Below are 23,815 nucleotides of genomic sequence, written 5' to 3' on the forward strand. Positions count from 1 at the left end.
GCAAGTTCCGGTTGTTGACTTGGGAGCGACTGCGCTAGTTCAACGCGCTCCTCATTCCAAGCAGCCCATCGCCTTCAACGCCTCTACCGCGATCCGGCGTACCGGGTCAGTGCTGAACGAGCGGAACGACACCCGTGAAAGTTGCCATGCCGTTTGCCTCGACCATCGCGGTAAAAGCAGCGTAGGCTTCCTGATCCGTCGCGAGCGCCTCCTTCCAAGCGGTGCAGCCACCTGACGACAGGTCGATCACGACCAGCTGCCAGGGCTCCTGCGTGCCGGCATAGCAGTAGATCTCGACGTCCACAGTCTCGCTATCGCGGCTGAATGAGCCAGACAGCGGCGAGTGCTCAAAGTTATGGTCCTCTTCCATCAGTGGCAGCCCTTAGGATCTCTTCGTGGAGGTCAGATCCCGCCCCAAGTGGACGACAACACTGTCGCCTTTGGTGGTCGGCTCGGTCCTCCCGACCCGCTTAGCGACCTCCATCACGAGGCACTCGACCGACGGCGGCCACTGCACGCCGTTATCAAGGAGCATCCTGGCGGCGCGCACCAGCATGGTGAACTGCTCCGGCGGGATCGATGTCCCCGCCTCGTGCTGTTCGAGGATGCGATTAGCAATTGCGGCCGCCAGCCAGGAAACCTCAGCCACCTTCTCGGGCCGGCCGCTGCCGCTGCTGCCGCTAGTCACTTCAGATAGCCCCTCGCTTTCAGCGCCTCTTCCACGAGGCCAGGGACACTACCGGCGGTAGAGCCACCACCACAACTTCAGCCGCCAGATCTGCGCCTTCTGCATCAGCCGACGCAACTGGCGGCGCGCAAAATGAGGTGACGTCTCCCGCGGCCCTTTCCGCGGCAGCAGGTCAATCGGCATCAGATACAGCCTTCCTCAGCGTCAGCCGCACACCCGGTCCCTTGCCGTTCTCCTCGATGAAGATGATGCGAGCGGCTTCGAGGGCGGCAGGACGGAGCAGCCTTCAGACCTGAGCGTGCTCTCGTGCTAGGAGCGCCGCTCGCAGCTGCATCGCAAATCGGTCGACAGCGCGGCGCTCGGCTTCCACCCGCGCCCAAAGCCCTTCCGCGTTATCGAGGAGCGCCTTCTCTCTGGCTGCCTTGATTTCCTGCAGCCTGCGAATGTGGCTCGACAGATAGGGCATGGCCGCTCCTCCCGGAGTGAACATCAGAGAGGAGACGCCTGATCCGTGGAGCAATTATGGCTATCGCCTCCGGCGCCTCTTCCACGAGGGCGGACGGTCAGTGCAACCGCCAAACCCTCGGGTTCGTGGCAACCATAGTGAGAACGTAGAAGGCGACGCCGAGCAGCGTGCCGTATGCGATGACGAGAACGCCGATCCCGATCTAGGCGATCAGTATTGCGGCCATGATGGCGAGCACGACCGGGTTCATGGTCACCTCCTTCAGCGCCTATTCCACAAGCCCTCGGGCAACCTCGAAGCTGGATGATCGCTCGCTGCTTCGAAGCCCTTCAGCGGCACGCCGGTTCTGAACCGATCGTACCGACGGCCAATGATATCAAGCTCGGCCCCCGAGGCGATCACGACATAGGGTCGAAGCTCCTCGCTGACGATGTGGACGAGGCGCTCACGAAAAATGGCGTCGGGTTCGGGGTCGCTCATCTTATCCCGACAATCGCTGCAGAGGGCTATCTAATCTGAGTAACCCGCCGACCAACGTCTGGATCGGCCGCTGCTTTCACCTCGTCCAAGTGCTGCTCACTTCAGATAGCCCTTTGCCTTCGCTTGCTCGGCGAGGGCCTCGCGGCAAACCTGAAGGCGGGCTGGCCGAGGGTCAGGCGTCATCATCTTCGGTGCCGTCATCCTCGAAACCGTCGAAGCCATCGAGTGGAACACCGGTCCTGTACACGTCGTACTTGCGACCCAGCGCGTCGAGCCGCTTTCCGGACGCGCTGATCACAAGGTCCCGATCGCCGTCAGAGACTTCTCGCAGCAAGCGCTCGCGAAAGTCGGCATCTGGCTCGGGATCGCTCATGCGTCACCTATGATCGCTTCGCCCTCAAAGCTTCCTCTACGAGGCGGCGGATGAAGCCAGTATGGTCTACTTATCTCTCGGCGTCGCCGTCGTCCGGCTCTGATTTGGTGGCCGCCATGTGCTCCCGGATTTTGTCTAAAGCCTCCTGCACGGCCGCTGGCCAAGGCACGTCGTTCTCGTGAAGGAACTGGGCAGCTCCGATCAGTGCCTTGGCCCTTGCAGGAGACATCGAGCGCGCCGGGATTTCGGACACCAGCAACTGCTCCGCAAGCGCTGTTGCTAGACGGAGGACCTCTTCCAGTTCGCGGGGCTGAGCGTCGTTATCACTCACTTCAGATAGCCCTCCGCCTTCAGGTGCTCGGTGAGGAGCTTCACAAGCCGACACCTGCGATGGCTCTCAGGGAGAGTGCCCGCGCCGGCTCTGCGGATCAACACGGGCGGAAGGTCGTGTGCGAGACTGAAAAGGCCTCGCTGGTATGGTTGGGGGCTGACGAGAAAGGGTTGACCTTCGGCGCCTCGACCAGGCTGCCAGGGACGATACGTCAGAGAATGGCCAAAGAAATCCCCGGCGTCGGCGACTTGCGCCGGAAGTCCGAAGTTTCGGATGATGAGATCGAGGCGGCAGCCGCGGCCTACCTGAAGGACGAGGGCGCCAAGCCGTTCGCCTTCAAGTCGGGGCACACCATCGACGTGGCCAAGACGGTCGAAATGCACCCGCAAGCCAAGAAGCTGCTCGCGGATAAGACAAGCGCGCCCGGCCTGCGCCGCACGATGGTGATGACCGCCGTCATCATGGGCTTCCCGGTTCAGAAATGAGTGGTCTGAGCGCCAAGCACGAGCTTGTCGCCAACCGCGTGATGGCGCGTCTGAGCGGCTTCATCCAGGGCATCGGCATGAGCGGCCAGGATGCCCGGCAGATTGTGGATCGCGCTATCATCGACGATCCGTCTGCGGCCGATCACGACATTGAGGCGAAGGCACGCGCTTGGATGCTGATCGCACTGGCCTAGTGCTGGCGTTAGGGCTCACGCCCATGAGGCCGCAGGCCGCCAAGACCGGCACCGTGGTTCTGAAGTCGGGCAGCCGCGTCGTGCTGCCCGTTGGAACTGCCGAATGACGCGCTTCATCCTCAAGCCGTTCTCGGCCGAGATGGTTGAGGCGCATCTCGAGGAAATCCTGCCGGACAGGCAGTAGCCGGAACGGCTCCACGCCTCAGCCACGCCGCATATAACGAACTATAATTCCTATCTAGATTTGCCTTCCACTCCCAGAGAAACCTATAGTGCCTCGAAGATCGGGGGCGCTGATGCCTGAGATGGTGGGTCTCGATGGCGCGGGCACGAGTGCCGGCCAGCACTCCGGCCGCAGTCGCGGCGCGGCTGCCCGCAACACGGCCTACATTCATGCGGGTCTTGCGCGGATCATTGAGGGCGAGATCCTACCGCGCCTCGCGCTCGCTCACCAAGAAGGCGAGCGAGCGCTCGCATCGGATACGCAATCGCCTACTCCAGAACGCGTTGCGGCGTTCGCCCGGGCGCTCATGGAGGGCAGCCCGCATGGTGAATGGGTGCGCGCTCTCCTGGAAGAGGGCTTATCCCTAGATACTCTCTTGCTCGACCTGTTCGCCCCAGCAGCGCGCCGCCTCGGGCAGCTCTGGGAAGAGGACGAGGCAGACTTCCTCGATGTTGCAGTCGCGCTCGGCCGCCTTCAGAGCCTCACCCGCGCGGTGTGTGCCCACTTGGAGGGTGAGGATGTTCCAATGAGCGGGCGGCGCGTCCTCCTGCTACCCTGCCCTGGTGAGACGCACCTCTTCAGTCTGGCCCTCGTGGCAAGCTTCTTTCGCGAGGCGGGCTGGGACGTCGTCTTGTCGAACGGAGTGGACCAGGATCCCGCCACTCTGATCCAGGCGGAACAGTTCGATCTGATCGGCATCTCGCTGTCCTGCGACGTGCTCCTGCCGGCGATGGCCGACTTCGTGGCTAAGCTGCGTGCAGCCTCGTGCAACCCGGGCGTTCGCGTCATGGTCGGCGGCCCGCTGTTCCTGCGGGAGCCTGCCAGTGCAACCACCATTGGGGCAGACGCTGCCGCCGACGATGGGCGGTCCGCCGTCGCGGTGGCCGAGGCCCTGTTCGCGTGATGGCGGGGCCACGTCCGTCATCGGCCCTGGTGAAACGGCGAGGCGTGGATCCGTTTTCGCGCAGAAGGTGTTAGAGGCGGGCCGGGTCAACCTGTGAGGTCCAGACGTTGCCGGACTTCGACGAGCATCTAGCGCATGAGTTCGTCCGGGGGCTCGTGCAATCTTCCATTGCCCGAGGGGTCGATCCAATTGCTCGTCTTCAGCAGTTTCGCTCGCTGCAGCAGGTAACCACCGTCATGGCGCGGGAACCTGCGGTTATTCAAGCGGCCGAACATCTGATCCAGGCGATTGACGTCGCCCTATGCGAATTGGCGCCCATAAAATCATAGACTCAATCAACGAGCAGCACGGTCGCGCTGTTCACGGGCAAAATGTTTGGTGGATGGTAGGGCTCTCAGCGGCCTCTGAAATCGCTGCTAGGCTTCATGGCCCGCTCTACGGCTTCCATGGTGTTCTCCAAGGCTTTGGCCTCGCTGCGGTGCGGGCGATCAGACCGCTTGATCAGCTTACCGCTCCGGCGGATCGCCCACTGGAAGTGGCCCTCCGGCTTGGTAAGCGGCAAGACTTCGATGGAGTAGGGGGGCGGCACGTCTGACATGCCTACCCTATGCCCTGTCAAATGCGATGGCGCCACCGCAGAAGCGACGCCATCGAGCCTGTGTGGGCCTGCTGCGGCTCAGGCGCTTTTCAGGTTGGCGGCGCTCTCCTTGCCACTGCGCCGGTCAGCCTCGATGTCGTAAGAGACCTTCTGACCCTCGATCAGGTTGCGCATCCCGGCGCGCTCGACGGCCGAGATGTGAACGAACACGTCCTTGCCGCCGTCGTCGGGCTGGATGAAGCCGTATCCTTTGGTCTCGTTGAACCACTTCACGGTGCCAGTAGCCATCGCAACAATCCTAATCGTCTGCGGCACGCCAATGTGGCGCGCCATCAGGTTCGAACTGGCCGTATCGGCCGCCCGTTCCGTCAGCTTTCGTGCCACTTCATCATCCGCGCTATCCTTGCCGCCCATAGAGGCGCAGGATGCCGTCATCGGCGAATGGACGGCCTCAGGCTCCCACGCTTGAGGTTCTGGGTCCCGCCCTTTGCAGCGGATAGGCGTGCGCATGGCAGACGTCGTGAGCTTTCCAGCCGACCGGCGCTCCTCTTGCACGATCTCGCCATATCAGGCTTACCGGTTCGCACCAGACGGCAGCGTCAGATCGACGATCTTGATTGAGGCTGACACCGACGCGGAGGCTGCAGAACGTGCTCTGCACCTGAGCGACGGAGATCGCGTCGAACTCTGGTCACGTGCACGCTTCGTCGCCCATGTCGGCCCGTTGGACGGCCCAGTCGCGTCATCAATCAGGCTGCTTGAGGACGAGCCGACGATGGACCCGTGAGCGTTGCCCTCGAGCGAACGCCCTCGGATCAATCTCGTCAGGCCTTCCTTACCAGCTAACTGGCCTTGAAGTTCTTGCTTCTCGGCTCGGCCTTGCGCGGGGCCGGCTTGTCGGCAAGCAGGCGCCTCACGCGTTTGTTGAAGTCCTCGGGGGTGACGGCCTGAGCTTTGCCGGTCGTGAGTTCGCGAGCCATCTCGGCCTCCGCTCCGTTGCCCAGAGCACGGGAATGCGCGGAGGGACGCCTTCTATATGGGCTCTTACACGACGGAGCGCTGATTGATGGCGATCACAGCTACCGTGGGTTTTCCGGCCCAGCGGGGCGTGTTTCAGATCTCGACTACGGCCGTAGTGGGTGAGTGCGTCTGTTCGCTCTGGCCTTCACGTTCTTTATCGTAATTAAGGTCATTCGTGTCGAGGAAAGCTTGAACGCCGACCGGGTGTTTCGGCACTCCGAGCAGTCGCGCTAACCCATCAGCGACACCGCGACGGACGGCATCCTCCAATTCGTGGTCGTCCTTGCTGCCCACAACCGTAAAACCCATGCGAACGCTCCACCGAAATCTCCACGTAGGTTAATTTAACGGATCGTTCTCGGTTCCAATTGGGTCAGGTCCGCTGGCTTGCGGATGATAGTGCGGATACCTGTTTCGGTGGAGGTCTTGCGGGCTGTCGGGGCACCACGCCCAAGAGACCGCAGGTCGCTTCGATCGTGACCAGCACGGTGAAGCCCAGCAACAGCTGCGTGCTGCTGATCTGCGTGAAGAGCCGGTAGCTCACCGGCCCGCGCCCTTCTTGGCGAACTCCCAGACCGGAATGCCCCAGTGTTGGCCCTGCTTGTTCCGGTAAGCCGAGCCGCGCTCGAACATTACTCGGGTTGGCTCGGCGGCCTGCGCCTGGTTGCCGGTGATCATCACCCCGCAGACCTCGATCCGCAGGGTCCCGTGTTCCGGATGGAGCGCAAACAACTCGGCTGCCGTTCAGCCGAGCGCGTGCGCCTCAGCGCCCAGACGGTCGCAGAAGTCGATGGCGGCTTCCCGGATCGGCGCTCATTGGGCCAGGACGAGATACCGGCAGGGCGAGGCATGTGGAGACAGGTCCTCGATAGCGCTGCACCAGAGGGCGGCTGCGTCGGGGAGCATGGAGGGCGCGAAACTGGAAGCCATTCGCGAGCTACGGCAGCCGCGATCGGATACCCATGCGGTCAGAAGCGGGGGTTGCCCAGGATACAGGGAGGCGAACAGCGGTGTGGCGTTGAGGCGCTGGCGATCCGCGCTCCAGCATGGCAGGTCGGTGCCATGCCGAACCCTGATCCGCAGACCTGTGAAGTGAAGATCGGGGGCGCGTGGATCGCCGTCAGTCTGGACGAAGCTGCGGCCCAGCACATCATGGCCATCAAGCGCTGTCCGGCCTGTCACGGGCGTGTAGCACTTAGCGGGACGTACAGCGGACCGAACGTCCAACGGCGCCTGTATCACCGCAAGGCGCACAGCGGCTGCCCGCTCAAGTCTGACACGTACTCCGGTACACCGTCGCCACATCCGCAGGCTGTGACATAGCCCTGCATCTGCCCCGCCGCCCGATCCAATGAGAAAAGCCCACCCTGGTGTTCCAGGTGCGGGCTTGTTGCGACTGCGCCGGCGAGGCCGCACCGAGGCCAAGGGGGAATAGGCCTCGGTGCTGCTCTTCCGGCGCTCGCCCCCCGACCGGTCGCTGCGGTCATTCTGGCATCGTATCGTTAATGGTCCGTCAACGGGTGCTGTTCTGTTCGTGCTTGCCCATGACACACGGCCGGTTGATGCCGGCGTTCTCGGTTATCCGCCTCGCCATGTTCTGCGCCCGTTCTAGATCCTGCCTGCAGATCACAGGATGGACAACGGCGAGGCGAGGGGTCTTCGTCCGGGCCGAGGAGGTCGCCTTCTTGGAGGTGGTCTGGCGAGTGGATGTAGATGCAGAAACACGGCTCAGTCGTGGCCCGCTGCTGGCATGGCTCTGAAGCTGATCGCCATGCGGTTGTAGGCGTTCATTAGACCAATCGCGATGGTAAGGTCGGCAAGTTCCTTCCCGTTGAACACGCGCGAGACCTCCTCGAAGGCATGGTCCGGCACACCAGTCTCCGAGACGCGCGTCACTGACTCGGCCCATCCCAGCGCGGCGCGCTCCTGAGGATTGAACAACATGCCTGCCTCCCGCCAAACCGGCACGAGGAGCAACTTCTCGATAGTCATTCCCGCGGTGAGGATGTCGCGCGAGTGCATGTCTATGCAGTATGCGCAGCCGTTGATCTGCGAAACTCGCAGGTAGACTAGATCAATCAGTTCCTTCGGCAGCCCACACCTACCGATATAGGCATGTACACCGCCCAACGCTTTCATTCCATCGGGCGCGACGCTGTTGTAGTCGAGGCGTTGGGTCATCGAGTAAGCCTCCTTGAGGACATTGATCGAGAGTAGTTTGATCGTCCGATACGATCGCTTTCAAAACCCATGAGAGCATGCCGTCCAGCCTCGGTGATGCGCACAGAGCATCGGCGTGTCGAACCCATCTCAGCCTAACCTTGAGCCACGAGCGAGGGCACGAAGAGGTTATCACCGGAGCGGATCCCTTGCGTCTGTTCGAGCTGGGCCAGCTCGACGAATTGCCCGCTGGGCGTCAGCGCCAGGAACGAGAGCAGCCGGATCTGCGCGGTGTTGGCCCGGCTCATAGGCGCTGGCCTCGGCCCCGGTGGATGTAGGGGGCCATGACGCCGCCGATCAGGACGGCCGCGAATGCCAAGCAGATCAGCTCGATGCTGTCGGCGACGAAGCTCGGCCTCTGCAGCAGGACTGGCCACACCATCAGAAGCATTCCCGCGATTGGAGTGCTGAAGGTGCCAGCGGCGATCACGAACACGAGCCAGCGCGGCAGCCCGCGTTCGGGCTGCTGCTCTGGCAGCTTGTGGCCGCTGAGGCGCGTCATCCCTTCCGCTCCCGGATGCGTGCCGCGCTCTCGGCGAGGTTGAGGACCGCATAGCCGCGCTGTCGGCCGCCTCACTGGCTGGCCTGCGCCTCAAAGCCAGCGTTGGGAAGCGTTGCGACGACGTCGGAGTAGAGTCGCCGGATAACCTCGGCGCGGGATTGGCGCAGGATCTACTGGCCTTCGGCGCCGACGGCCACGACGCGCCGCTCCCCACTTCCAGCCTTGTCGATATGATCGACTTCGCGTCCGCCTCGCTGGAGGATCTACGGTCACTCCACGACGTTGCCAACCTCGTGGGCGGCGTCGCTTACGCCACGGTATGGACTGCGCGGTGCAAGGCCCGAGGCCGTGGCGACAATCCCAATGCCGCCGGCAAGCTGATGCAGTGGCTCGGCGATGCGCTGATCGACGTGGAGACCGCGGCCCACAACGAGGCCCGGCGACGCACACCATTCCACCCTATGGATCGCGAGACACGGCTGCAAATCTTGGCCCTGCCGACCATCCAGAACGGCAGCCCCGCTGAAGCTGAGGCCCTCGCCCGCGAACTGCTGGCCTGGGTCCAAGTCGAGCGCGAGGACCGCTAACAGCGGCTCGCCAGCCTGGATGAGGCGGCGCAGACTGCCCTCGACGCGGCGGACCGCATCATCGCCGTGCTGGACCGCATGGACGGCGACGCCGACTACGAGGACGGCGGAGACGAGGAGCCCTCCCTTGCTGCACCCGAAAACCACGAAGGCGGCCAGGTCGGCTGCATGCGCGGGAACGATCAGGACCGCGAGGCCGAGGCGCCCGAAACCGTTCTGCCGGAGGTGCCAGCCGAATTGGCAGCCGGGGCCGAAATCCTGCCCTGGCGCGGTCGAGGCAACGTCATTGCGGCGGCGGGCGTCGCACTCATCGACCTACTCGAACGGGCGTAGGAGCGCCTGTTCTGACGCTCCAGAGGTGACGCTCAGTCGTTCGGAATACAGCGGTCCCAGGAGTTGCTGTAGTGAAAGCCGTAGTCACAGCCGCTGCCCACGTAGACGACGGTGCGGGGTCCCCAGCCATACCCGCTGAAGCCACCACCTCCCTGGTGCCCGCCACCAAAGCCGCCGCCTCCGAAACCTCCGCCACCGTGGTGCCCACCGCCGAAGCCCCCGCCGCCAAAGTGGCCGCTGCCAAAACCACCACCGAGGTGACCGCCGCCACCACCGCCGCCGCTGAAGTGGCCGCCGAAGGCAGAGGCATCAGTGGCCGCGAACATGTCGAGCGGAGCCGTGATGGCGGCAGCAGCGAGCACAGACTTGAATGTCTTGCTGATCATGACGCTCTCCAGTATATCGCCGAGCGATCCGTCCGCTTCGGTCATTGAAGACTTTATGATTTGGTCTATTACTGATGTGCCTGGACACGCGCGCAAATAAATGAGATAGCTTGGCAGTTCATCCGGCTTCGTGGCCGCTTCAGAGGCCATTAGTTCAGTTAGATCACCTGAACGCGCGGCCGGGATCAGGACCAGGAAGCCGAAGCGGCTGAGACCCTGATGCCGGAAGTGGCGGCCGAGGCGCAGCCCGAGGCGTTCGTGACCCAAGTGTCGCCTCTTTGGTGGGACGGTCGCGGGAACATCGTGGCCGCTGTCGGCGTAGCGCTTCTCGACCTCGCCAAGGTGCGCAGATGCCGACCACGCTCCCTAGCCGCTCCAACACTGCTGCACTCGTTCAACGCCTGTCCTGGCCCGACACAGCCCGGCTCCTGATCCTGATGTTGAGGGTGCGGTGGCTCAACCGCCAGCTGGAGGGTGCCCGCCGACGCGTTGCGCGTCAGGGCCTTGATGTTGCTGGTGTTGACTTGGTTGTCATCGCCCGCCGCTGGCTAGCAACCCACGAGGCCATCCAGGCCTTGCTGGGAACGCCGGAGCCGCTGGAGGTCGCGAAGGTGCGAGCGACCTTGCGTCCGTTGGATGAGATCAGAAGGCGCTCAGCCGCCGCCTCACCTCGTGGATAAGATCAGCTTTCTCGAAGTTGATCCGGGTCCGCCTCGCCTTGCTCAGCCTGACGTGGACGATCGCCGAGCCTTCCACTCTTGCCCGGATGGCACGTAGGGCAAGCGTAGAGGTTAGCGCAAACTCAATGCGGCCAACGGGTCAGAAGCGTCGTGGTTCTAGTCCGTACAGCCCGACCGAGTGATTTAACGTGACGGTTGGCAGTCGAGAGGTGTTCTAGGTGTTTGATCCCGCGGTGTGGTGGTACGGTTGACCACCATGCTGCGAGGGATGCGCTATGGGCCAGGTTCTTCATGGAAGCGCCACCACGACGGAGGCAGTCCGTCGCGCGATCCAGCTACGTGAAGAGAGCGTAAGAGCGCTGGCCAAGCGCTACGGCGTCAGCCCGACGACGGTGCAGAAGTGGCGCAAACGGACGAGCACAGCGGATGCCCGGATGGGCCCCAAGGAACCGCGCTCCACCATGCTCACCGTCGAGGAGGAAGCGATCATTGTCGCCTTCCGCCGGCATACCCTGCTGCCGCTTGACGACTGCCTCTATGGCTTGCAGCCGACCATCCCGCACCTGACGCGATCCTCGCTGCATCGCTGCCTGGAACGGCACTGCATCAGCCGACTACCCGAGATCGAAGGCGACAAACCCAAGAAGCAGCGCTTTGCGACCTACGCCATTGGCTACGTCCACATCGACATCGCCGAGGTGAGCACGGCCGAAGGTAAGCTCAGGCTGTTCGTAGCCATCGATCGAACCAGCAAATTTGCCTTCGTGCGGCTCGTGGAGAGCGCCGGCAAGATGGAGGCCGCCCAGTTTCTGCGCGACTTCATTGAGGCGGTGCCTTACCGCATCCACACCGTGCTCACAGATAACGGCGTTCAGTTCACATCACGTCGACAGGACATCTACGATAGTAAGCACATCTTCGACCGCGTCTGCGACGAGCACAACATCGAGCATCGGCTGACCAAGGTGAACCATCCTTGGACCAACGGACAGGTCGAGCGGATGAACCGCACCATCAAGGATGCGACGGTCAAGCGCTACCACTACGACAGCCACGACCAGCTTCGAACGCATCTGCACCTGTTCGTCGATGCCTACAATCACGCTCGTCGGCTCAAGACCCTGCGGGGCCTGACACCCACCGAGTTCATCCTGAACGCCTGGACGAAAGAGCCCAATCGCTTCAGGATCGACCCGTCACACCTCATCCCGGGACCATACACCTAGGCCCGCGTGAGCTTCGGTTCGGGCTTGGCAGCTCGCGTGAGTCTCTGGATCGCACGCGGTGTCCGACCAGCCTTCTGGGCGATCTCGGCCTCTTGCTGCTCGATGAGCTGACGCGCGGGCTCGTCGCCGTCTAAGCCGACCAGGATCTCCATCGGCACGCGCCGGTTCAAGGCGCGGCTGCCATCCTCGAACACGACGTCAAACAGGATTGAGCCCCGATCCTGAGGATATTGCTTCACGCGCTTTGCCATGCCGGGCTGATACGCTGACAGGCTCGGCAGCACCAGAACGAAGGACGCGATTGACGCTTTAGCCGTACAGGAGGAGGCTCATGCGGGGGCGGCTACGGAGTTGGCCACCATGAGCGACTACGATCACATCCTAAACTGGAAGCTTCTCCGGGGCTCGCACGCCTTCCCTGGACCGGACGGCGGCACCTGCATCAACGAGGCGGCGATTTTGGCAGCCGGGTTTCGCTATCGGCCCGTCCGGTCGGCCAATTCGATGCCGCCCTGCTTCTCCCGGCCAATCTGCCAACTCGCCATGCATCTGAACGATATGGCGACGGACACGCAGCGGCAGCGCCTGATACCATTTGTGACGCGGCTAGCCTGTGCGGACACACCCGCAGCCGAGCTTGAGCGGACCCGTTACATCGACGCACAAATCGGCTGCCCGCTGTTCCCGGATTATTTCAGCTTCGACAAAGGGCTCAAAGCTCTCGAAGGTGCGCTCGCCATCGGGCGACGAGCGGATCCGCTGGAAGAGGAAGAGGTGGCAAGCCGGTTGGACGCAGTTCGTGGCCCAGACAACTCCACCAAGAAGCGCCCCGGCATCCTGCCTGCGAAGGTGAAGGGTTGGCTGGGCCTGTCGCAGGCGCTTGAAAGCGCGGAGTAACGCGCAGTCCGAGGCGATGCCAAGGAGCCGACGAGAAACAGCCCCTAATCCTCGCTTAGGGCCTGCAGATCGTCGCGCTTCGTGAACAGATCGTCGAGATGCCGCCGATAGACCTCGATGCTCGCTCGTTCGCGGTTGGCGCCCTCAACCGACAGGGTCGGGTCGCTGAGGGCGTGCGTCGAAGACCGGACACTCTCCTGCAGGATGGCGATCTCGCGCTCGACCTTCTCAAGCTCGGTCATCGTTGCCCCAACGTTGACTTAACGGTGCCGCCCGGCCGACATGAGCCGTTCCGGTGCGGCCTTGCTTGGAGAACAACCTATCATCCACCGGCATTCAGCAGAACCGGCGAAGGGCTGCCAACGGGGCAGCGCGTAATCCCAGCCGAGGCGACCTCATGAGAGATCTCGCGGGTCGTGGAGCGGGTCGAGCTATGCGGTAACAGTCTGCGGCTGGACGGTTTGAAGAACGCCGTAGAAGCCGATGATGTGCCTGTCTCAAGCCACCGGCACTGACACGGCTGCGATCTTCACTTCACCTGCAGGGTTCGGCCGTGTGACGCAGGTGGGATCACTGAGTCTCTGACCATTGTTATAGAACGAGGGGCATGGAGGAGAGTTGGTTGTGGGGATTAAGACAAACTTAGCGGTTACCGTTCCTGTTGCTGGGCTAGTAGGACCGGCTCCAGCTTGGGCTTGGACTTCACCAGGCTGCGTCAATCTCCCCGAATACGAGCGGGCCCTCGGTGCTCTCCAGGGTATGACGAGCGCCTGCGATATGAGCATCGAAAAGGCGAATAGGATCGTCGACGCTCAGGGATACAGACCCGGAGGCTTATTCGGTGCGCTCTTGAGCGGTCCGACCCGACCGGAAGCCGAAGCTGTTCCGATCTCGGGCTACTCCCAGAGCCGCGCACCGGAGCCGTACCACCGCCGCGCTCACCACAACACCGCTCATAACCGCGAAGCCGTCGTTCGCTGAACTGCACTCGCTTAAATAGCACAGCCACATGCACACCTTGGTCAAGACCAAGGGCACCAAACGGGACGTGTGCCGTCACGGAGCGAACCGGTTCGGTGCGCGATCGATCCAGATGGGACGATAGGCGACCGGCCGGTATGCACCTGCTACAGCGCCGTTTCTTCCTGCCAGTGCGCCTGAGGCATACGCGACACCACATGGCCCGCGGCGGGCAAGCACGTAACGACAGGCGCCTCTGGGCCGGTTCCCTCGGGCTCGCCCGTGAGGCCTTGGCCGGGCAATCGTGTGGGAGTCGGCGGGGCGGGAGAACTGGGCACTGCAAGCGCTGGATTACGGCCTATCATTGCAGGCGGGCCGCGTTGGTATCGGCCTTGATCCAGTGTGGCGAGAGGATGTCGCTGTCCTCGGTGATAATCCAGGGCTGCCCGTCCTCGGCATTCATGGCCTCAGCCGCCGCAGCAAGCGCCTCGCGGAGCATTGGGAACTCGTGGCCCCCCGCGAAAGGGGTGCCCGGCCGTGGCCAAGCCACACGGTCAACTCGGCACGCTTCTCGAGATCGGCTCGCGTCATGCCCTCGCTCATGTCTGTTGCGGAAGCGCCTGTGCCTACCGCCGGCCTGCAGCGATCATTCGGCGGTTTGGTTACGGATCTGACTCTACCGGCTCACGACTGAGCGGGGCTGAGAGATGCGGAAGCCCGCTCCCAAGACCAGGGGCAAGCCTAGCTTCAACACTCCCCATCCGCCTGCATGCCAATCAAACAGTTTGATATCCGACAATTCAAAGTTGGAAGGCCTAAGTTTTCGAAATCTTTGCCGCACCCTTACAAGCGGAACTTTGCGACTTTGTGCGAGTATGCCCACATACCTTGAGTTTCACGTGCATATCTGCCGGGTTTTTACATGCGCACACCGTTACTGATCGCGGTGGCCACGCTCATTAGCGTGGCCTCTTATCCTGCCCTGGCCCAAGGTATGGACCAGATGGGGACTGGCCGAGGGGGTGCCTCGGCTGAGGGGGCGCCCGGCATGGTGCATACGGGACGGAGGGCGCCGCACCCGAGCGTACTTGGGCCTCAGGAGACTGGCAGCATCCAGCGGCGCACTCAGAACGATCAGCGCAACGATACGATCACCAAGGGCATTTGCATCGGCTGCTCTCGTTAGAAAGACCGGGTCCACACGGCGCTGACACAACGCCGCAAGCAGCAGCGGCTTATCGCATCGCACCCCATATCTGTTGCAGCGCACGCAGGGCTCGGCCCTGCGCTTTACGGAGTACCCCATGTCGAATTTGAAAGACCGCGCAGCTGCGCGCATCGCTCTCGTGCCCGCGGCCGTTGTACCTGGGTATGCGGATGCAATGGCGCGGCTGCCGCGTGTGCAGATTATTAAGCGCCGCCCTTCGGCAGACCGTGATCTACCAGCGGTAAGTTCGTTCAACTGAGGCAGACGGCCCGCCCCTCAGAGAGCGGGCCTCACGCCGCCTTCAATCTCGCAACCCGCAGGCCGGCTTTCCGCGTAAAATCCGCGGCGCAACGGCACGCTGAGGCGTCCTCGCCCACGAGCAGATGCCATCGGGGAACTCTGACCCGTACAACCGGTTGGCCCGGCAACTGTGTCGAGCAGAACCACCCTCACAGTGCTCGACAGTGGTTTCGCCCGGCCAGGGATCATCTCTCCTTGGTCGGGCTTTTCTGTCCGCTAGCAACACAAAGATACAAATCTGCGACGCCTTGTACTTCCCGTGACGGGATCCAGCGTGCAGCAAACCGGGTTTTTAGATCACGCTTCTGGATAGGAGATGATCCTGATGAAACGTCTTGCTCTTGCCTCAACGGCGGTCTTGGCCGCGCTCGCTTTCGTTCCGACTGGTGCTGATGCACGCGGCTTTGGCGGCGGTGGTTTCCACGGTGGCGGCTTTGGTGGCGGGTTCCGTGGCGCTGGGTTCCGCGGTGGCTATGGAGGCTTTCGGGGTGGGTACGGCGGCTTCCGCGGCGGCTATGGTCGTTACGGCTACGGATACGGTCGTGGATATGGCTACGGCGGCCTGGGACTTGGCCTCGGCTTGGCCACGGGTGCTGCCCTTGGATACGGCCTCGCTGGCGGGTATGGCTATCCCTACGGTGGCTACGGTTACGGCTACGACGGCTACGCCCCCGTGGGCTACTATGCCGGCCCGTACGGCTACTACCGCCGGCCTTACGGCTACGGGTACTACGGCTACTGAGCGCGACGCACGGGCGCCATACACGCGCCCGTAACCGAGGCCTCTCCATCATGCTTTCGGGCCAAGTTGCGTATCGGCTCGGCTCACGCTGGTGAGATTGGACGCTCCTCCGCCCCATGAGCAGTTCGGGGCGGGGCCGAGCGGACGGGCCTGCCGGAACCCATGTGGTCCGTACGCCTTCCTCTCACAACACCAAGGGAGGCCAGCATGGGACACGACGTAGACGCGGCGCGCGAAGCCTTCGGCACGGTACCGCAGGCCCCACTACAGCGTGAGAACAAGAACATCACGCCGGAAGCGGGCGGCAGCGGCCCGCACTCTCCAGGAAGTCCAATGCCTGATGTTGGCGAGGCACCTGAGAGCGGCGGCTACGACAACCGGCCGGACATGCCCAGGCCCGACAACGCCAAGGGCGGCCACGGCGCTGGCTGACGTGCAACGACGTGATCGGAGACTCAGCACGTGGAAGCCAATGACCTGAAGCACCCGCTCTTTCGCGTGCTCACATTCCGTGACGGGCAGCAGGTGATCGCCGAGGATGTCAAGACCGAGGTAGCTGCACGGACGCGCTTCGCTTCAGCGGTTGACCTTTGCAAGACTCGCGACGACGCCCACGGCCATCATGTCGAGCTGCATGCCGGGTCGGAAGTGCTGGAGAGGTGGTCGAGCGCTGAGGCCTGACGTCGCTGGCTGCACCAGCAGACTGAACCGCGATTGCCGCGGGCGGTCGGCTTACGAGCCGATTCCCCGCGCCGCCAACACGGCGCGAAGTGCTTGTGCGAGCCCTTCGAGGGCGAACGGCTTACGCAGGAAGCGTGCCCCCATCGGCATCTGCTCCTCGCTCGGCCACTCCACTCCCGACACGATCAGGATCGCGACCTCTGGCCAGCGCGCCGCCACGGCTTTTGCCAGGGTGAAGCCGCTCAAGGGCTCCCCGGCGAGGTCGACGTCTGCAACCATGGCCACGAGCTCGGGACGGGCCGCCAAGTGGGCCTGAGCCGCCTCCACTGTCGAAGCCTCGGCGACCTCGTACCCAGCATCCCGCAACGCCGCAGCCGCTTCCATGAGCTGCACGGGATCGTCCTCGACAATCAGCACGGCAAGCCGCGGCGTGAAGGCGTCCGCCATTCAGGACCTCCGCATGATCGGTGCTACATCAACGCAGCTGGCCCTGATTGTGTCTCATTCGATCGCACCGGGCTCGGGCTGCTGCCAGCCGATCCGCGCGGTGTCCGTCTGGGTGACGTTGCCGTGCCGATCCCGGTACGCCCGGGTGGTGGGCTCACTGGCGTTTCCGCCAGTGAGATCCGAGCTGACGCACTACAGGGCAAGTGTACGTCCAGGCTCGTTGGCCTTACTTGGCGAGATCCTCGGCCATCTTCTGGTGGTGCTCAACGATCGGCAGCGTCTTCTCCGCAAACGCCTTCAGGTCCGCGTTATCGCCGCCCTTGGCGTAGCGCCTGTACAGGTCGACCGTATCCTTGTGGCCGGAAATCTGATCGGAGCGGTACTGCTTCTCGAAATCGTCGCCGTTCAAACTCTTGAGTTTATCGAGCATGCTCTGGTGCTTGCTGTCGAGAGATCCCGGAATGTCCGCCTTCACCTTGCCGCTTTGAACTAAGTTTTTGATGGCTTCGCTCGATGTGGTGTGGTCGGCAATCATCTTGTTCGCAAAATCGTTTACCTTCGTGTCCTTCTTCTCCTGAGCAAGCTTACTTGACTGGATTTCGAACATGTCGCTGATAGCAGCCTCAGTGACGAAGTCCTGCGTATTCGGGCTGGCGCCGACTAGCGAGTTCAGACCAGTCTTCTCAGACACGCTCTCGGCGAGAGCTGGGCCAGTGAAAACCAGGCATATAGCTAAGATAGCGAGCTTCTTCATGACGGTCCCTCCTGATTTGTGTCAGGAAACTGTGGAGCGCCGATGCCGTTCCGCACGAAACATTCCGCCCACCGCGGCGGTCCGGCGCGACTGGCCTCGCGAGAGGCTGGCGAGCCGCACCTTGGGCACCAACAGTCACCTGTCGGCGCTCCTCGCCGCCTGTGTTGCGTAGCCGGAGAATGGCCTTGAAGATCGTTAGCCCGTTCGCGCCACCGAGGAAGAGGCGGAAGAGCGGGTTGCTGAACCCCGCCTCTCGCGGTCCAGACGATCGAGGAGACAGCATATTCCAGGCGGGCATGTTTGCGCTGATCGCGCTCGATCTCGTGATCAGGTTCGGGACCGACCTCTGGCATCTGTTGCCGTAGTCGGCCGATCAGCGGAGGCCTGGCCCTCAGCGCGTTTTGTTCGCTAAGCCGCTGCAGCCGCCGCCGTCCACACCCCAGCTGACGACCTGTGATAAGCGTCCCGTGCGGCACGGGTGCGCGCACGGTGATCATGGAAGCCGGAGGCCTAGCATCGCGGCAACCCCGCCGAGATTGACCACGATCTGCAGATGGCCTGTGACATCGAAGGTGCAGTAAAGGATGCGGCCAATGAGTGCCGCCAAGCACCCCGCCGCGAAGATCTTCAACGAATGCCTGCCGATCCATAACTGGCACGTACTGGTCGACGCAGATTTCTACGACACTCTTGCTAGTCCAGTACAATTTGGCCCTTTCCGAACGCCTTTGCCGCGATGGTGATGAGGCCTTCGAACCGTCGCGAGAGCGGGTGCGACTGGCCGAAGCTTTGGCGGCTCGGGTGAACCTGCCGTCGCTGGCAACGATGCGGTGAGGCGTAAGTCGCCACGTTAGCGACTCTACTTGGCCGAGGGTTGGACAACGTGGCGAAGGCACCCACGCTCGCTGACCTATCGCCACTGGGGTTATGTGGCGATCACAGTGAGCGTGGGCGGCCGGGGCTGCCTGCCTAGCGCCCCGACGGGCCAGACTGGCTTGGATCAGTCGCGTTGGTCTTGATCAATGTCGGCATCCACGCCCTCTCTTGGCCTTGAGGGGGAAGACGGCTTCCCAGAGGGCGTGGAGGTCGGCGCGATGCCGATGCGACAGATTATTCAAGGCCGAAGGCGATGCCATGTCAGACGTGGCATCCAGGCCTGGCAAAGGCTTCCTCCTCAGGAGCCCCAGCGCAGGCGTGGAGATCGGCACTAGACTGACGAAGCTTAGTTAATCGGCGAGAAGGACAGCGGTCCTTAATATGAGATAATTATGCCGATGTACTTCGATGATTTACCGAAAAAACGGCACGCAAAGGCCAATTGTTCCAAGCGCTACAACAATCAACACGCCGCTAATATTTTCCATCAACGTCCTTTGGGATGGATTTTTGGCAGCTAAATGCGCAACTGCCACGCCATACACAAGGCAAATCAGGACAAAAACCGGCTTCATCGGCCAATTGATAATATATCTGGCGCAGAAGTGCAAATTTGATCAACTCTGCAGATTGAAGATCTCATGTCTACAGGGACCGTGGAGCAGAAAATGACACACCAGCGGATCTAAGAAGCTGTTTTGGATGAGGGACTGGTTCTATCTGATGAGCCGGCCGTTACGGATGGCTGATCGCCCCATCCCACACGAACGCCGCCCGCGCATCCGGTGCGGGTGGCTCAAGCAAAGAGCGCCCACGCCGCCGATCTATCGTCGTAGGGGGGCCAACGGCAATCACCGCGGACGTGGGCGGCCGAGGACCCCATCCGGAGCCCCGACTCGCAAGAACTAACCTGGATGAGCTACCCGCAGCTTGATCAAAGTGGACATCCCCCCGTCTGCCCCAATCATCTGACGAAGGCGTTGAACGGGCAGAAGCGGCTAGCGCCGAGGTGCCGAGCCCTTGCGCCAAATCGCAAAAGACGGCCCCAGCAGCGGTGTCGTCCACGGTCGAGCCTCAGATGGCGTCGCCAGCAGCGACCGCCGAGCTGCTATCTGCGGTGGCGAAAGTGCCGATGCATGAAGCGGCGTTCCGCGCGATGCATGCGGCGGATCGGGTGCCAGCGAACGTCGGTGATGCTGTCCTGGGCGCCGGTGATAGTGGCGGCTGGAGCCGGACTGAGAGGCGCCGCCGAAGCCGGCGTAGTGAGGGCGGCGGCACTGAACGCGGGCAGCATAGCCGCGGTGATCATAGATGTTCGCAAGCGACGTCTCCTCTCGTGCCATGCTCCGGCTGGGAGCATCCCTGCCGTTACGGATCTCGGCCTGGCCCGGAAGGCGATCCACGAGGCCCGTCAGCTGCGCGACGCGTAGGTGATTTTTCTCACTCCATGCGGCTGAAACGCAACCTATACAGACTTGCTACGGGACGTGCTCCAATCCTGTGCTGATGATCGGCGGTCAAACAAGGGGTGGCCGTGATGAAGGTTTATCGAGTTCGGCAGAGCGTAACTGGGACAATCCTCTGGACCGGCTCGGCGACGGATCCGCTCGCCGCCTTGGACGCCATGGCCCACGAGGCTGGGTACTACGACCATTCCGACATTCCTGATTACCTGCGAGCCGGCGGCATCCAGGTCGAGGAGATCCGGCCCTAGGGCGCCGAGCTGCCGAGCTATGTGCGACAGGGCGGCTTGCGCGGTGCCATCCCGCAAGCCGAGGTGTGGGGCAGCTGGGCGGATCGTGAGATTGCCCGGCGGTGCGCGGTTCACCACGAGATAGTTGGCCGCGTACGGGCTGAACATCTGGCGGAAACGCCAAATGCGGACCGCACGGTCTCGCGCGGCGGCACGGTCTGCTCACTGGACGCCGGCCGCATCGGCCGCCAGCAGCCCGAGACCGATCCGCCTGCCCAAGATAGCGCCCCCGCGCCGGGCACGCTTGAGTGCGACGCAATCGGGGGCGACTGCGTTGATGTAGCACCGATCATGCGGAGGTCCTGAATGGCAGACGCCTTCGCGCCACGGCTCGCCGTGCTGATTGTCGAGGACAATCCCGTGCAGCTCATGGAAGCGGCTGCAACGTTGCGGGATGCTGGGTACGAGGTCGCCGAGGCCTCGACTGTGGAGGCCGCTCAGGCCCATCTGGCGGCTCGCCCCGAGCTTGTAGCCATGATCGCGGACGTGGACTTGGCCGGCGAACCCTTGAGCGGCTTTACCCTGGCAAAAGCCGTAGCGGCGCGCTGGCCCGAAGTCGCCATCCTGATCGTATCGGGAGTGGAGTGGCCGGGCGAGGAGCAAATGCCAATGGGCGCGCGGTTCCTGCGTAAGCCCTTCGCGCATGACGGGCTCGCCGAAGCCCTTCGCGCCGTGCTGGTAACGCGAGGTAGGGCTTTTTAAGCCTGGACCGAGATGTACTGAGCGCAGCCTTAACGGCACATTTACCATGCGGCTCCAAGCGTCAGCACGTAATCGGAGCACCCTGTCCACCATGCTTGATGTCGTGTTCTGGTGGTGTGCATCCGTCGCTCTTGCCGGATCAGCCGCCTTAGTTGGCCTCGCTCTGCTTGTAGGGCGATCACTCAAATCTCAACCCGCAGGGATTCAGCTGACCCGGGGAGAACCCGTCCCAGTGAGATATTTCGGTCGGGCGTAGGACGCCGGCCGGCGCTGCCCCGTGTACGTGCTACCGCGGAGAAACAGGTCGCACGAGCCACGTGACGGACGCGAAAGCGCCCAGCCAAGAACCGAGCGCGGCGAAGGCCACGTACACGGCGTTCTCCGTGTAGCTGATCACGGCGAACGCCGAGAGCAGGTACCAGCATGCCGGCCAGTTTGCGGCTGGGATGCGCCGGCGGGCAGCCACAGCGGCGTTGAAGAAAACGTAGGCCGCATCGGTAACGGCAGTGGCGCCGACGACGCCTACCGCGATCAGCGGGTCGATAATCATCATGAAGATCCCCCAGGGTTGGCTGAGGGATCTTGGTCGCCGGTGCAGTTCGGCAACCACGAGACCGTTGCTGCCCCGCCGCCCGACCTGATCACGGACTGGCAGGGCGTGCCGTGGGCTACACGGCCTGAGCCAGTACGCTACGCGGCTCGGTGGGCAGGATGGCTGTAGGAGGTTAGAGGGCCGTCAGCTGAACCGGCCTGCCGCTTTGTCGGAACAGGCCGCTCAGGAGCCGGAAGGGACATCCGGCAGCGGCATCCAATGTGTCGGGATCCCGCCGTCCCACGGAGCCGGCCTATCCCCGGTCCATAGGCGCCACTCTCCCGTATGCTTATGGTTGTACCGGGTCAGAACGCCCACGAACTGGTACGTGCCGTCGAAGAGAAGGACTCTGCTACCCTCCTCGGTCGGTGCCGTTTCCATCGTTTCCCACCCACCTACCATGGTCGATCACCGATGCAGCGCTGTGCCCACTCACAGTGCAAACATCCGCCTGCGAATTCGGTCACCAAGACAGCGCCGCGTTCTTGCGGTCGGCCTTCTCACCGCCGACGCCCCGCCCCAGATCGTCTGAGGACCCGACGTCGCGAACCGCTGTCGTCGCCGAAGCGCTGTTCGTGCTTGTCGACGAGACGCAACGGCCCACGAGTGCGGCGCTCCAGAAGCTGCTCGACGAGTTGGCTCATCGCAGAACGGCATGAGGGCAAGGATCCGGCCCGAGGCGTCGCGGACGGTGCAAGGGTTCGGTAACCGACGGCCGTCACCGTCGTCGGTATGTCAAAGCGAACGATCCGAACCCTGAGAGGCGCTCTCTGGATCGCTGCCTTCGCGCTCTGCTGTTTCTCGGCCGCGATGCTGGTGGAGGCCAATCGGCCCGCTGAACCAGCGGTCGCGCGTCTGCCATCTGCTGATCCCATGGTGACTGGCGCGATCAACCAAGCGCCGATCCGGTGGTGTGGAGCTGCTGCTTGGTGCCGCTAAACGCCAGTCATACCCAGCCTCAAGGATGCAGAATGCGGGTCACGACCACTCTCATGCTCATGGCAACGCTTGGCCTCATGGGGGCCGCCCATGCACAAGGGTTGGAGCGAGGCGCCCGGGACGGGGTTGCACGCGGAGAGGAAGTCGCCGGTCCGCTCGGGGCACTCGTCGGTGGTGCAATCGGTGCAGCCGTCGGCACGGCCAACGGCATCCTCGGCGTCGACCGGCGTGAGCGCTTCCGCATCTACGCGCTGGCTGAGCACCGCCCATCCATCGCGCTCGCCGTCCCAGTGCGGGTCGGCACCGTTCTGCCAGAGGAGGGAGTGTTCTACTACGACGTGCCTCGGGAATTCGCGCTGCCGGAGTACAGTTACACGATCATCAATGGCCATCCCGTGCTCGTCGAGCCGGGGAACCGGCGCATCGTTGAGGTGATCGAGTAGCCACAGACCAGAGCGCAGCCCGAAACCACAGGCTATGTCCAGCGCAATTGTAAATTCACGATTAGCTATTCCAGGCACTCGGGCGGAACGGCGAGCTTGGCAGTATGTTCTGCCAGCATGGAACGCTATCGATCCACCCTTGCGACCACAGCTCTAGCTGCACTGGGACTGGTCGTCGCCGCGCACGTTCTGCACCCGGGCAATTATGAGCGGGTAAGCCGCCAGGCACGGGTCGTCACAGTGATGGCTGAGACGCCGTCCGTGTCGACGATCTGGACCGATCCGCCCCAAAGGTTGCACGGCACTGAGCCCGCCGCACTGATGGCGGAAAGCAGCAGTCTCCTAGCTCATCGTCTGACGATTGCGCTGCCGCCAGGAGCGAGGACGGTGCCGAGATTGTCGAGCACGCTGTTACCTCCAACTACTCAGGGCAAGGATGCTGATGGTGACCCGATTGGAACCCTGATCCGCGGGCTCGATCTCGATCAGGATAGCTGACCGGTGGCCGATCCGCTTGGGCCTCGATCTCAATCACAGGATTCGCTGAGCAAGTCCCAGGCGCTTTCCGGCGAAATATCTTACGCCAGCGCTGCCACTGCTGCCCTGGCCAATCGTGGATCATACCGTCGGATGATCCAGTTCGCAGTGCTTCAGCTGTTCCAGTTGATCCAGCCCATTGCTTTTCTGTCACATGCACACCGAAACTCACCGGCCAGACGCAACCATAGCGTCGTTGAGATGTTGTGGCGCCGAGCCATGTCCAGCCTGAAGTATTCTGGCAGCTTCGGGCATGTTCATATTCGCTTTACTATGTCGCTCAGCCTAG

38 protein-coding genes are annotated in these 23,815 nt (G+C 62.9%); 17 read left to right on the forward strand and 21 right to left on the reverse strand.

What is annotated here, in order from left to right:
* Positions 1-106 precede the first annotated feature (106 nt).
* The 6 genes from AC3WSN_RS24855 to AC3WSN_RS24880 all read right to left on the reverse strand — a co-directional run bounded on the left by AC3WSN_RS24855 (position 107) and on the right by AC3WSN_RS24880 (position 2,338).
* Positions 107-370: a hypothetical protein gene (locus AC3WSN_RS24855; protein ID WP_492541611.1), complete on the reverse strand. Its 264-nt coding sequence runs from the start codon at positions 368-370 to the stop codon at positions 107-109.
* 12 nt (positions 371-382) lie between these two features.
* Complete coding sequence (locus tag AC3WSN_RS24860) at positions 383-649, reverse strand: hypothetical protein (RefSeq protein WP_492541613.1); 267 nt, start codon at positions 647-649, stop codon at positions 383-385.
* Positions 650-974: 325 nt separating this feature from the next.
* Positions 975-1,154: a hypothetical protein gene (locus AC3WSN_RS24865; RefSeq protein ID WP_492541615.1), complete on the reverse strand. Its 180-nt coding sequence runs from the start codon at positions 1,152-1,154 to the stop codon at positions 975-977.
* Between the two features lie 261 nt (positions 1,155-1,415).
* Positions 1,416-1,634, reverse strand: coding sequence for a hypothetical protein (locus AC3WSN_RS24870; RefSeq protein ID WP_492541617.1), 219 nt, complete (start codon positions 1,632-1,634; stop codon positions 1,416-1,418).
* A gap of 172 nt (positions 1,635-1,806) precedes the next feature.
* Positions 1,807-2,007, reverse strand: a complete 201-nt coding sequence (locus AC3WSN_RS24875; protein WP_492541619.1) for a hypothetical protein — start codon at positions 2,005-2,007, stop codon at positions 1,807-1,809.
* Positions 2,008-2,077: 70 nt separating this feature from the next.
* The gene (locus AC3WSN_RS24880; protein ID WP_492541620.1) at positions 2,078-2,338 is read right to left on the reverse strand and encodes a hypothetical protein; all 261 of its coding nucleotides are present in this window, start codon (positions 2,336-2,338) and stop codon (positions 2,078-2,080) included.
* A 170-nt stretch (positions 2,339-2,508) separates the two neighbouring features.
* Between AC3WSN_RS24880 and AC3WSN_RS24885 the strand changes: the two genes are divergently transcribed.
* The 4 genes from AC3WSN_RS24885 (at position 2,509) to AC3WSN_RS24900 (ending at position 4,473) form a co-directional block, all read left to right on the forward strand.
* Positions 2,509-2,823 carry a hypothetical protein gene (locus AC3WSN_RS24885; RefSeq protein WP_492541622.1) on the forward strand — a complete coding sequence of 105 codons (315 nt, stop codon included), beginning with the start codon at positions 2,509-2,511 and terminating at the stop codon, positions 2,821-2,823.
* Positions 2,824-2,864: 41 nt separating this feature from the next.
* Positions 2,865-3,017: a hypothetical protein gene (locus AC3WSN_RS24890; protein WP_492541624.1), complete on the forward strand. Its 153-nt coding sequence runs from the start codon at positions 2,865-2,867 to the stop codon at positions 3,015-3,017.
* A gap of 296 nt (positions 3,018-3,313) precedes the next feature.
* Entirely contained in the window at positions 3,314-4,144 is an 831-nt protein-coding gene (locus AC3WSN_RS24895) for a cobalamin B12-binding domain-containing protein (protein WP_492541626.1), read from the forward strand.
* Between the two features lie 107 nt (positions 4,145-4,251).
* Positions 4,252-4,473 carry a hypothetical protein gene (locus AC3WSN_RS24900; protein ID WP_192711685.1) on the forward strand — a complete coding sequence of 74 codons (222 nt, stop codon included), beginning with the start codon at positions 4,252-4,254 and terminating at the stop codon, positions 4,471-4,473.
* Positions 4,474-4,820: 347 nt separating this feature from the next.
* Here the strand turns inward: AC3WSN_RS24900 and AC3WSN_RS24905 are convergent, their stop codons facing one another.
* On the reverse strand, positions 4,821-5,030 hold the full coding sequence (locus AC3WSN_RS24905; protein WP_192711697.1) for a cold-shock protein: 210 nt from the start codon (positions 5,028-5,030) through the stop codon (positions 4,821-4,823).
* 220 nt (positions 5,031-5,250) lie between these two features.
* Between AC3WSN_RS24905 and AC3WSN_RS24910 the strand changes: the two genes are divergently transcribed.
* Positions 5,251-5,529 carry a hypothetical protein gene (locus tag AC3WSN_RS24910; protein WP_492541628.1) on the forward strand — a complete coding sequence of 93 codons (279 nt, stop codon included), beginning with the start codon at positions 5,251-5,253 and terminating at the stop codon, positions 5,527-5,529.
* A gap of 55 nt (positions 5,530-5,584) precedes the next feature.
* Here the strand turns inward: AC3WSN_RS24910 and AC3WSN_RS24915 are convergent, their stop codons facing one another.
* The 3 genes from AC3WSN_RS24915 to AC3WSN_RS24925 form a co-directional block, all read right to left on the reverse strand.
* Complete coding sequence (locus AC3WSN_RS24915; protein WP_492541630.1) at positions 5,585-5,722, reverse strand: hypothetical protein; 138 nt, start codon at positions 5,720-5,722, stop codon at positions 5,585-5,587.
* Between the two features lie 133 nt (positions 5,723-5,855).
* Positions 5,856-6,071 (reverse strand): hypothetical protein, encoded by a 216-nt coding sequence (locus AC3WSN_RS24920; protein ID WP_492541632.1) that lies wholly within the window; start codon positions 6,069-6,071, stop codon positions 5,856-5,858.
* A gap of 231 nt (positions 6,072-6,302) precedes the next feature.
* The gene (locus tag AC3WSN_RS24925) at positions 6,303-6,494 is read right to left on the reverse strand and encodes a hypothetical protein (RefSeq protein ID WP_492541634.1); all 192 of its coding nucleotides are present in this window, start codon (positions 6,492-6,494) and stop codon (positions 6,303-6,305) included.
* Positions 6,495-6,824: 330 nt separating this feature from the next.
* Here AC3WSN_RS24925 and AC3WSN_RS24930 point away from each other — a divergent pair, with 330 nt between their 5' ends.
* Positions 6,825-7,085, forward strand: a complete 261-nt coding sequence (locus AC3WSN_RS24930; protein ID WP_492541636.1) for a hypothetical protein — start codon at positions 6,825-6,827, stop codon at positions 7,083-7,085.
* Positions 7,086-7,490: 405 nt separating this feature from the next.
* On the opposite strand, the gene AC3WSN_RS24935 is transcribed toward AC3WSN_RS24930, so the two are convergent.
* The 3 genes from AC3WSN_RS24935 to AC3WSN_RS24945 all read right to left on the reverse strand — a co-directional run bounded on the left by AC3WSN_RS24935 (position 7,491) and on the right by AC3WSN_RS24945 (position 8,484).
* The gene (locus AC3WSN_RS24935; RefSeq protein ID WP_492541638.1) at positions 7,491-7,943 is read right to left on the reverse strand and encodes a carboxymuconolactone decarboxylase family protein; all 453 of its coding nucleotides are present in this window, start codon (positions 7,941-7,943) and stop codon (positions 7,491-7,493) included.
* A gap of 134 nt (positions 7,944-8,077) precedes the next feature.
* Complete coding sequence (locus AC3WSN_RS24940; protein ID WP_492541640.1) at positions 8,078-8,230, reverse strand: hypothetical protein; 153 nt, start codon at positions 8,228-8,230, stop codon at positions 8,078-8,080.
* The gene (locus AC3WSN_RS24945) at positions 8,227-8,484 is read right to left on the reverse strand and encodes a hypothetical protein (RefSeq protein ID WP_492541642.1); all 258 of its coding nucleotides are present in this window, start codon (positions 8,482-8,484) and stop codon (positions 8,227-8,229) included. The genes AC3WSN_RS24940 and AC3WSN_RS24945 overlap by 4 nt, the downstream gene beginning before the upstream one ends.
* A 158-nt stretch (positions 8,485-8,642) precedes the next feature.
* Between AC3WSN_RS24945 and AC3WSN_RS24950 the strand changes: the two genes are divergently transcribed.
* Complete coding sequence (locus AC3WSN_RS24950) at positions 8,643-9,071, forward strand: hypothetical protein (RefSeq protein ID WP_492541643.1); 429 nt, start codon at positions 8,643-8,645, stop codon at positions 9,069-9,071.
* 66 nt (positions 9,072-9,137) lie between these two features.
* Complete coding sequence (locus AC3WSN_RS24955) at positions 9,138-9,404, forward strand: hypothetical protein (protein ID WP_492541645.1); 267 nt, start codon at positions 9,138-9,140, stop codon at positions 9,402-9,404.
* A gap of 32 nt (positions 9,405-9,436) precedes the next feature.
* Here AC3WSN_RS24955 and AC3WSN_RS24960 read toward each other — a convergent pair whose 3' ends face one another.
* Positions 9,437-10,057, reverse strand: coding sequence for a hypothetical protein (locus tag AC3WSN_RS24960; RefSeq protein WP_492541647.1), 621 nt, complete (start codon positions 10,055-10,057; stop codon positions 9,437-9,439).
* A gap of 688 nt (positions 10,058-10,745) precedes the next feature.
* Between AC3WSN_RS24960 and AC3WSN_RS24965 the strand changes: the two genes are divergently transcribed.
* On the forward strand, positions 10,746-11,696 hold the full coding sequence (locus AC3WSN_RS24965; protein ID WP_492541649.1) for an IS481 family transposase: 951 nt from the start codon (positions 10,746-10,748) through the stop codon (positions 11,694-11,696).
* On the opposite strand, the gene AC3WSN_RS24970 is transcribed toward AC3WSN_RS24965, so the two are convergent.
* Entirely contained in the window at positions 11,693-11,947 is a 255-nt protein-coding gene (locus AC3WSN_RS24970; RefSeq protein WP_492541651.1) for a hypothetical protein, read from the reverse strand. The genes AC3WSN_RS24965 and AC3WSN_RS24970 overlap by 4 nt on opposite strands.
* Before the next feature lie 109 nt (positions 11,948-12,056).
* On the opposite strand from AC3WSN_RS24970, the gene AC3WSN_RS24975 reads away from it, so the two are divergent.
* Positions 12,057-12,593, forward strand: a complete 537-nt coding sequence (locus AC3WSN_RS24975) for a hypothetical protein (protein ID WP_192711662.1) — start codon at positions 12,057-12,059, stop codon at positions 12,591-12,593.
* Positions 12,594-12,637: 44 nt separating this feature from the next.
* Here the strand turns inward: AC3WSN_RS24975 and AC3WSN_RS24980 are convergent, their stop codons facing one another.
* On the reverse strand, positions 12,638-12,835 hold the full coding sequence (locus tag AC3WSN_RS24980; RefSeq protein ID WP_192711663.1) for a hypothetical protein: 198 nt from the start codon (positions 12,833-12,835) through the stop codon (positions 12,638-12,640).
* Between the two features lie 1,079 nt (positions 12,836-13,914).
* Positions 13,915-14,052: a hypothetical protein gene (locus AC3WSN_RS24985; protein WP_492541654.1), complete on the reverse strand. Its 138-nt coding sequence runs from the start codon at positions 14,050-14,052 to the stop codon at positions 13,915-13,917.
* 1,588 nt (positions 14,053-15,640) lie between these two features.
* Here AC3WSN_RS24985 and AC3WSN_RS24990 point away from each other — a divergent pair.
* The 3 genes from AC3WSN_RS24990 to AC3WSN_RS25000 all read left to right on the forward strand — a co-directional run bounded on the left by AC3WSN_RS24990 (position 15,641) and on the right by AC3WSN_RS25000 (position 16,483).
* The gene (locus AC3WSN_RS24990; RefSeq protein ID WP_192711664.1) at positions 15,641-15,802 is read left to right on the forward strand and encodes a hypothetical protein; all 162 of its coding nucleotides are present in this window, start codon (positions 15,641-15,643) and stop codon (positions 15,800-15,802) included.
* A gap of 207 nt (positions 15,803-16,009) precedes the next feature.
* Positions 16,010-16,234 (forward strand): hypothetical protein, encoded by a 225-nt coding sequence (locus tag AC3WSN_RS24995; protein ID WP_492541656.1) that lies wholly within the window; start codon positions 16,010-16,012, stop codon positions 16,232-16,234.
* 30 nt (positions 16,235-16,264) lie between these two features.
* Positions 16,265-16,483 carry a hypothetical protein gene (locus tag AC3WSN_RS25000; protein WP_192711666.1) on the forward strand — a complete coding sequence of 73 codons (219 nt, stop codon included), beginning with the start codon at positions 16,265-16,267 and terminating at the stop codon, positions 16,481-16,483.
* A gap of 51 nt (positions 16,484-16,534) precedes the next feature.
* Here AC3WSN_RS25000 and AC3WSN_RS25005 read toward each other — a convergent pair whose 3' ends face one another.
* The 3 genes from AC3WSN_RS25005 to opgC all read right to left on the reverse strand — a co-directional run bounded on the left by AC3WSN_RS25005 (position 16,535) and on the right by opgC (position 18,330).
* Complete coding sequence (locus AC3WSN_RS25005; protein WP_192711667.1) at positions 16,535-16,930, reverse strand: response regulator; 396 nt, start codon at positions 16,928-16,930, stop codon at positions 16,535-16,537.
* Positions 16,931-17,156: 226 nt separating this feature from the next.
* Entirely contained in the window at positions 17,157-17,684 is a 528-nt protein-coding gene (locus AC3WSN_RS25010; RefSeq protein WP_492541659.1) for a DUF4142 domain-containing protein, read from the reverse strand.
* A 493-nt stretch (positions 17,685-18,177) separates the two neighbouring features.
* Entirely contained in the window at positions 18,178-18,330 is a 153-nt protein-coding gene (gene opgC / locus AC3WSN_RS25015; protein ID WP_492543242.1) for an OpgC domain-containing protein, read from the reverse strand.
* 1,767 nt (positions 18,331-20,097) lie between these two features.
* Between opgC and AC3WSN_RS25020 the strand changes: the two genes are divergently transcribed.
* Together AC3WSN_RS25020 and AC3WSN_RS25025 are read left to right on the forward strand one after the other, a co-directional pair.
* Complete coding sequence (locus AC3WSN_RS25020; protein ID WP_192711669.1) at positions 20,098-20,274, forward strand: hypothetical protein; 177 nt, start codon at positions 20,098-20,100, stop codon at positions 20,272-20,274.
* Positions 20,275-20,619: 345 nt separating this feature from the next.
* On the forward strand, positions 20,620-21,015 hold the full coding sequence (locus tag AC3WSN_RS25025; RefSeq protein WP_492541661.1) for a response regulator: 396 nt from the start codon (positions 20,620-20,622) through the stop codon (positions 21,013-21,015).
* A 286-nt stretch (positions 21,016-21,301) separates the two neighbouring features.
* On the opposite strand, the gene AC3WSN_RS25030 is transcribed toward AC3WSN_RS25025, so the two are convergent.
* A complete protein-coding gene (locus AC3WSN_RS25030) occupies positions 21,302-21,568 on the reverse strand; it encodes a hypothetical protein (protein ID WP_492541663.1) in 267 nt (88 codons plus the stop codon).
* A 1,010-nt stretch (positions 21,569-22,578) separates the two neighbouring features.
* Between AC3WSN_RS25030 and AC3WSN_RS25035 the strand changes: the two genes are divergently transcribed.
* Both AC3WSN_RS25035 and AC3WSN_RS25040 read left to right on the forward strand, forming a co-directional pair.
* Positions 22,579-22,989 (forward strand): DUF1236 domain-containing protein, encoded by a 411-nt coding sequence (locus AC3WSN_RS25035; RefSeq protein ID WP_492541665.1) that lies wholly within the window; start codon positions 22,579-22,581, stop codon positions 22,987-22,989.
* A gap of 117 nt (positions 22,990-23,106) precedes the next feature.
* Positions 23,107-23,487, forward strand: coding sequence for a hypothetical protein (locus AC3WSN_RS25040; RefSeq protein WP_492541667.1), 381 nt, complete (start codon positions 23,107-23,109; stop codon positions 23,485-23,487).
* Positions 23,488-23,815: the final 328 nt, after the last annotated feature.

It is taken from the genome of Methylobacterium sp. FW102-HT35C08 (assembly GCF_058790235.1).

Coding starts and splice junctions, on each gene's coding strand:
- AC3WSN_RS24920 (WP_492541632.1), bottom strand. CDS start 6,071: ATGGGTTTTACGGTTGTGGGCAGCAAGGACGACCACGAATTGGAGGAT.
- AC3WSN_RS25035 (WP_492541665.1), top strand. CDS start 22,579: ATGCGGGTCACGACCACTCTCATGCTCATGGCAACGCTTGGCCTCATG.
- AC3WSN_RS24905 (WP_192711697.1), bottom strand. CDS start 5,030: ATGGCTACTGGCACCGTGAAGTGGTTCAACGAGACCAAAGGATACGGC.
- AC3WSN_RS24930 (WP_492541636.1), top strand. CDS start 6,825: ATGCCGAACCCTGATCCGCAGACCTGTGAAGTGAAGATCGGGGGCGCG.
- AC3WSN_RS25040 (WP_492541667.1), top strand. CDS start 23,107: ATGGAACGCTATCGATCCACCCTTGCGACCACAGCTCTAGCTGCACTG.
- AC3WSN_RS24890 (WP_492541624.1), top strand. CDS start 2,865: ATGGCGCGTCTGAGCGGCTTCATCCAGGGCATCGGCATGAGCGGCCAG.
- AC3WSN_RS24915 (WP_492541630.1), bottom strand. CDS start 5,722: ATGGCTCGCGAACTCACGACCGGCAAAGCTCAGGCCGTCACCCCCGAG.
- AC3WSN_RS24910 (WP_492541628.1), top strand. CDS start 5,251: ATGGCAGACGTCGTGAGCTTTCCAGCCGACCGGCGCTCCTCTTGCACG.
- AC3WSN_RS24980 (WP_192711663.1), bottom strand. CDS start 12,835: ATGACCGAGCTTGAGAAGGTCGAGCGCGAGATCGCCATCCTGCAGGAG.
- AC3WSN_RS24995 (WP_492541656.1), top strand. CDS start 16,010: ATGGGACACGACGTAGACGCGGCGCGCGAAGCCTTCGGCACGGTACCG.
- AC3WSN_RS25005 (WP_192711667.1), bottom strand. CDS start 16,930: ATGGCGGACGCCTTCACGCCGCGGCTTGCCGTGCTGATTGTCGAGGAC.
- AC3WSN_RS24965 (WP_492541649.1), top strand. CDS start 10,746: ATGGGCCAGGTTCTTCATGGAAGCGCCACCACGACGGAGGCAGTCCGT.
- AC3WSN_RS24970 (WP_492541651.1), bottom strand. CDS start 11,947: ATGGCAAAGCGCGTGAAGCAATATCCTCAGGATCGGGGCTCAATCCTG.
- AC3WSN_RS25010 (WP_492541659.1), bottom strand. CDS start 17,684: ATGAAGAAGCTCGCTATCTTAGCTATATGCCTGGTTTTCACTGGCCCA.
- AC3WSN_RS24895 (WP_492541626.1), top strand. CDS start 3,314: ATGCCTGAGATGGTGGGTCTCGATGGCGCGGGCACGAGTGCCGGCCAG.
- AC3WSN_RS24940 (WP_492541640.1), bottom strand. CDS start 8,230: ATGAGCCGGGCCAACACCGCGCAGATCCGGCTGCTCTCGTTCCTGGCG.
- AC3WSN_RS25025 (WP_492541661.1), top strand. CDS start 20,620: ATGGCAGACGCCTTCGCGCCACGGCTCGCCGTGCTGATTGTCGAGGAC.
- AC3WSN_RS25030 (WP_492541663.1), bottom strand. CDS start 21,568: ATGATGATTATCGACCCGCTGATCGCGGTAGGCGTCGTCGGCGCCACT.
- AC3WSN_RS24870 (WP_492541617.1), bottom strand. CDS start 1,634: ATGAGCGACCCCGAACCCGACGCCATTTTTCGTGAGCGCCTCGTCCAC.
- AC3WSN_RS24935 (WP_492541638.1), bottom strand. CDS start 7,943: ATGACCCAACGCCTCGACTACAACAGCGTCGCGCCCGATGGAATGAAA.
- AC3WSN_RS25020 (WP_192711669.1), top strand. CDS start 20,098: ATGAAGGTTTATCGAGTTCGGCAGAGCGTAACTGGGACAATCCTCTGG.
- AC3WSN_RS24945 (WP_492541642.1), bottom strand. CDS start 8,484: ATGACGCGCCTCAGCGGCCACAAGCTGCCAGAGCAGCAGCCCGAACGC.
- AC3WSN_RS24865 (WP_492541615.1), bottom strand. CDS start 1,154: ATGCCCTATCTGTCGAGCCACATTCGCAGGCTGCAGGAAATCAAGGCA.
- AC3WSN_RS24985 (WP_492541654.1), bottom strand. CDS start 14,052: ATGCTCCGCGAGGCGCTTGCTGCGGCGGCTGAGGCCATGAATGCCGAG.
- AC3WSN_RS24855 (WP_492541611.1), bottom strand. CDS start 370: ATGGAAGAGGACCATAACTTTGAGCACTCGCCGCTGTCTGGCTCATTC.
- AC3WSN_RS24875 (WP_492541619.1), bottom strand. CDS start 2,007: ATGAGCGATCCCGAGCCAGATGCCGACTTTCGCGAGCGCTTGCTGCGA.
- AC3WSN_RS24975 (WP_192711662.1), top strand. CDS start 12,057: ATGAGCGACTACGATCACATCCTAAACTGGAAGCTTCTCCGGGGCTCG.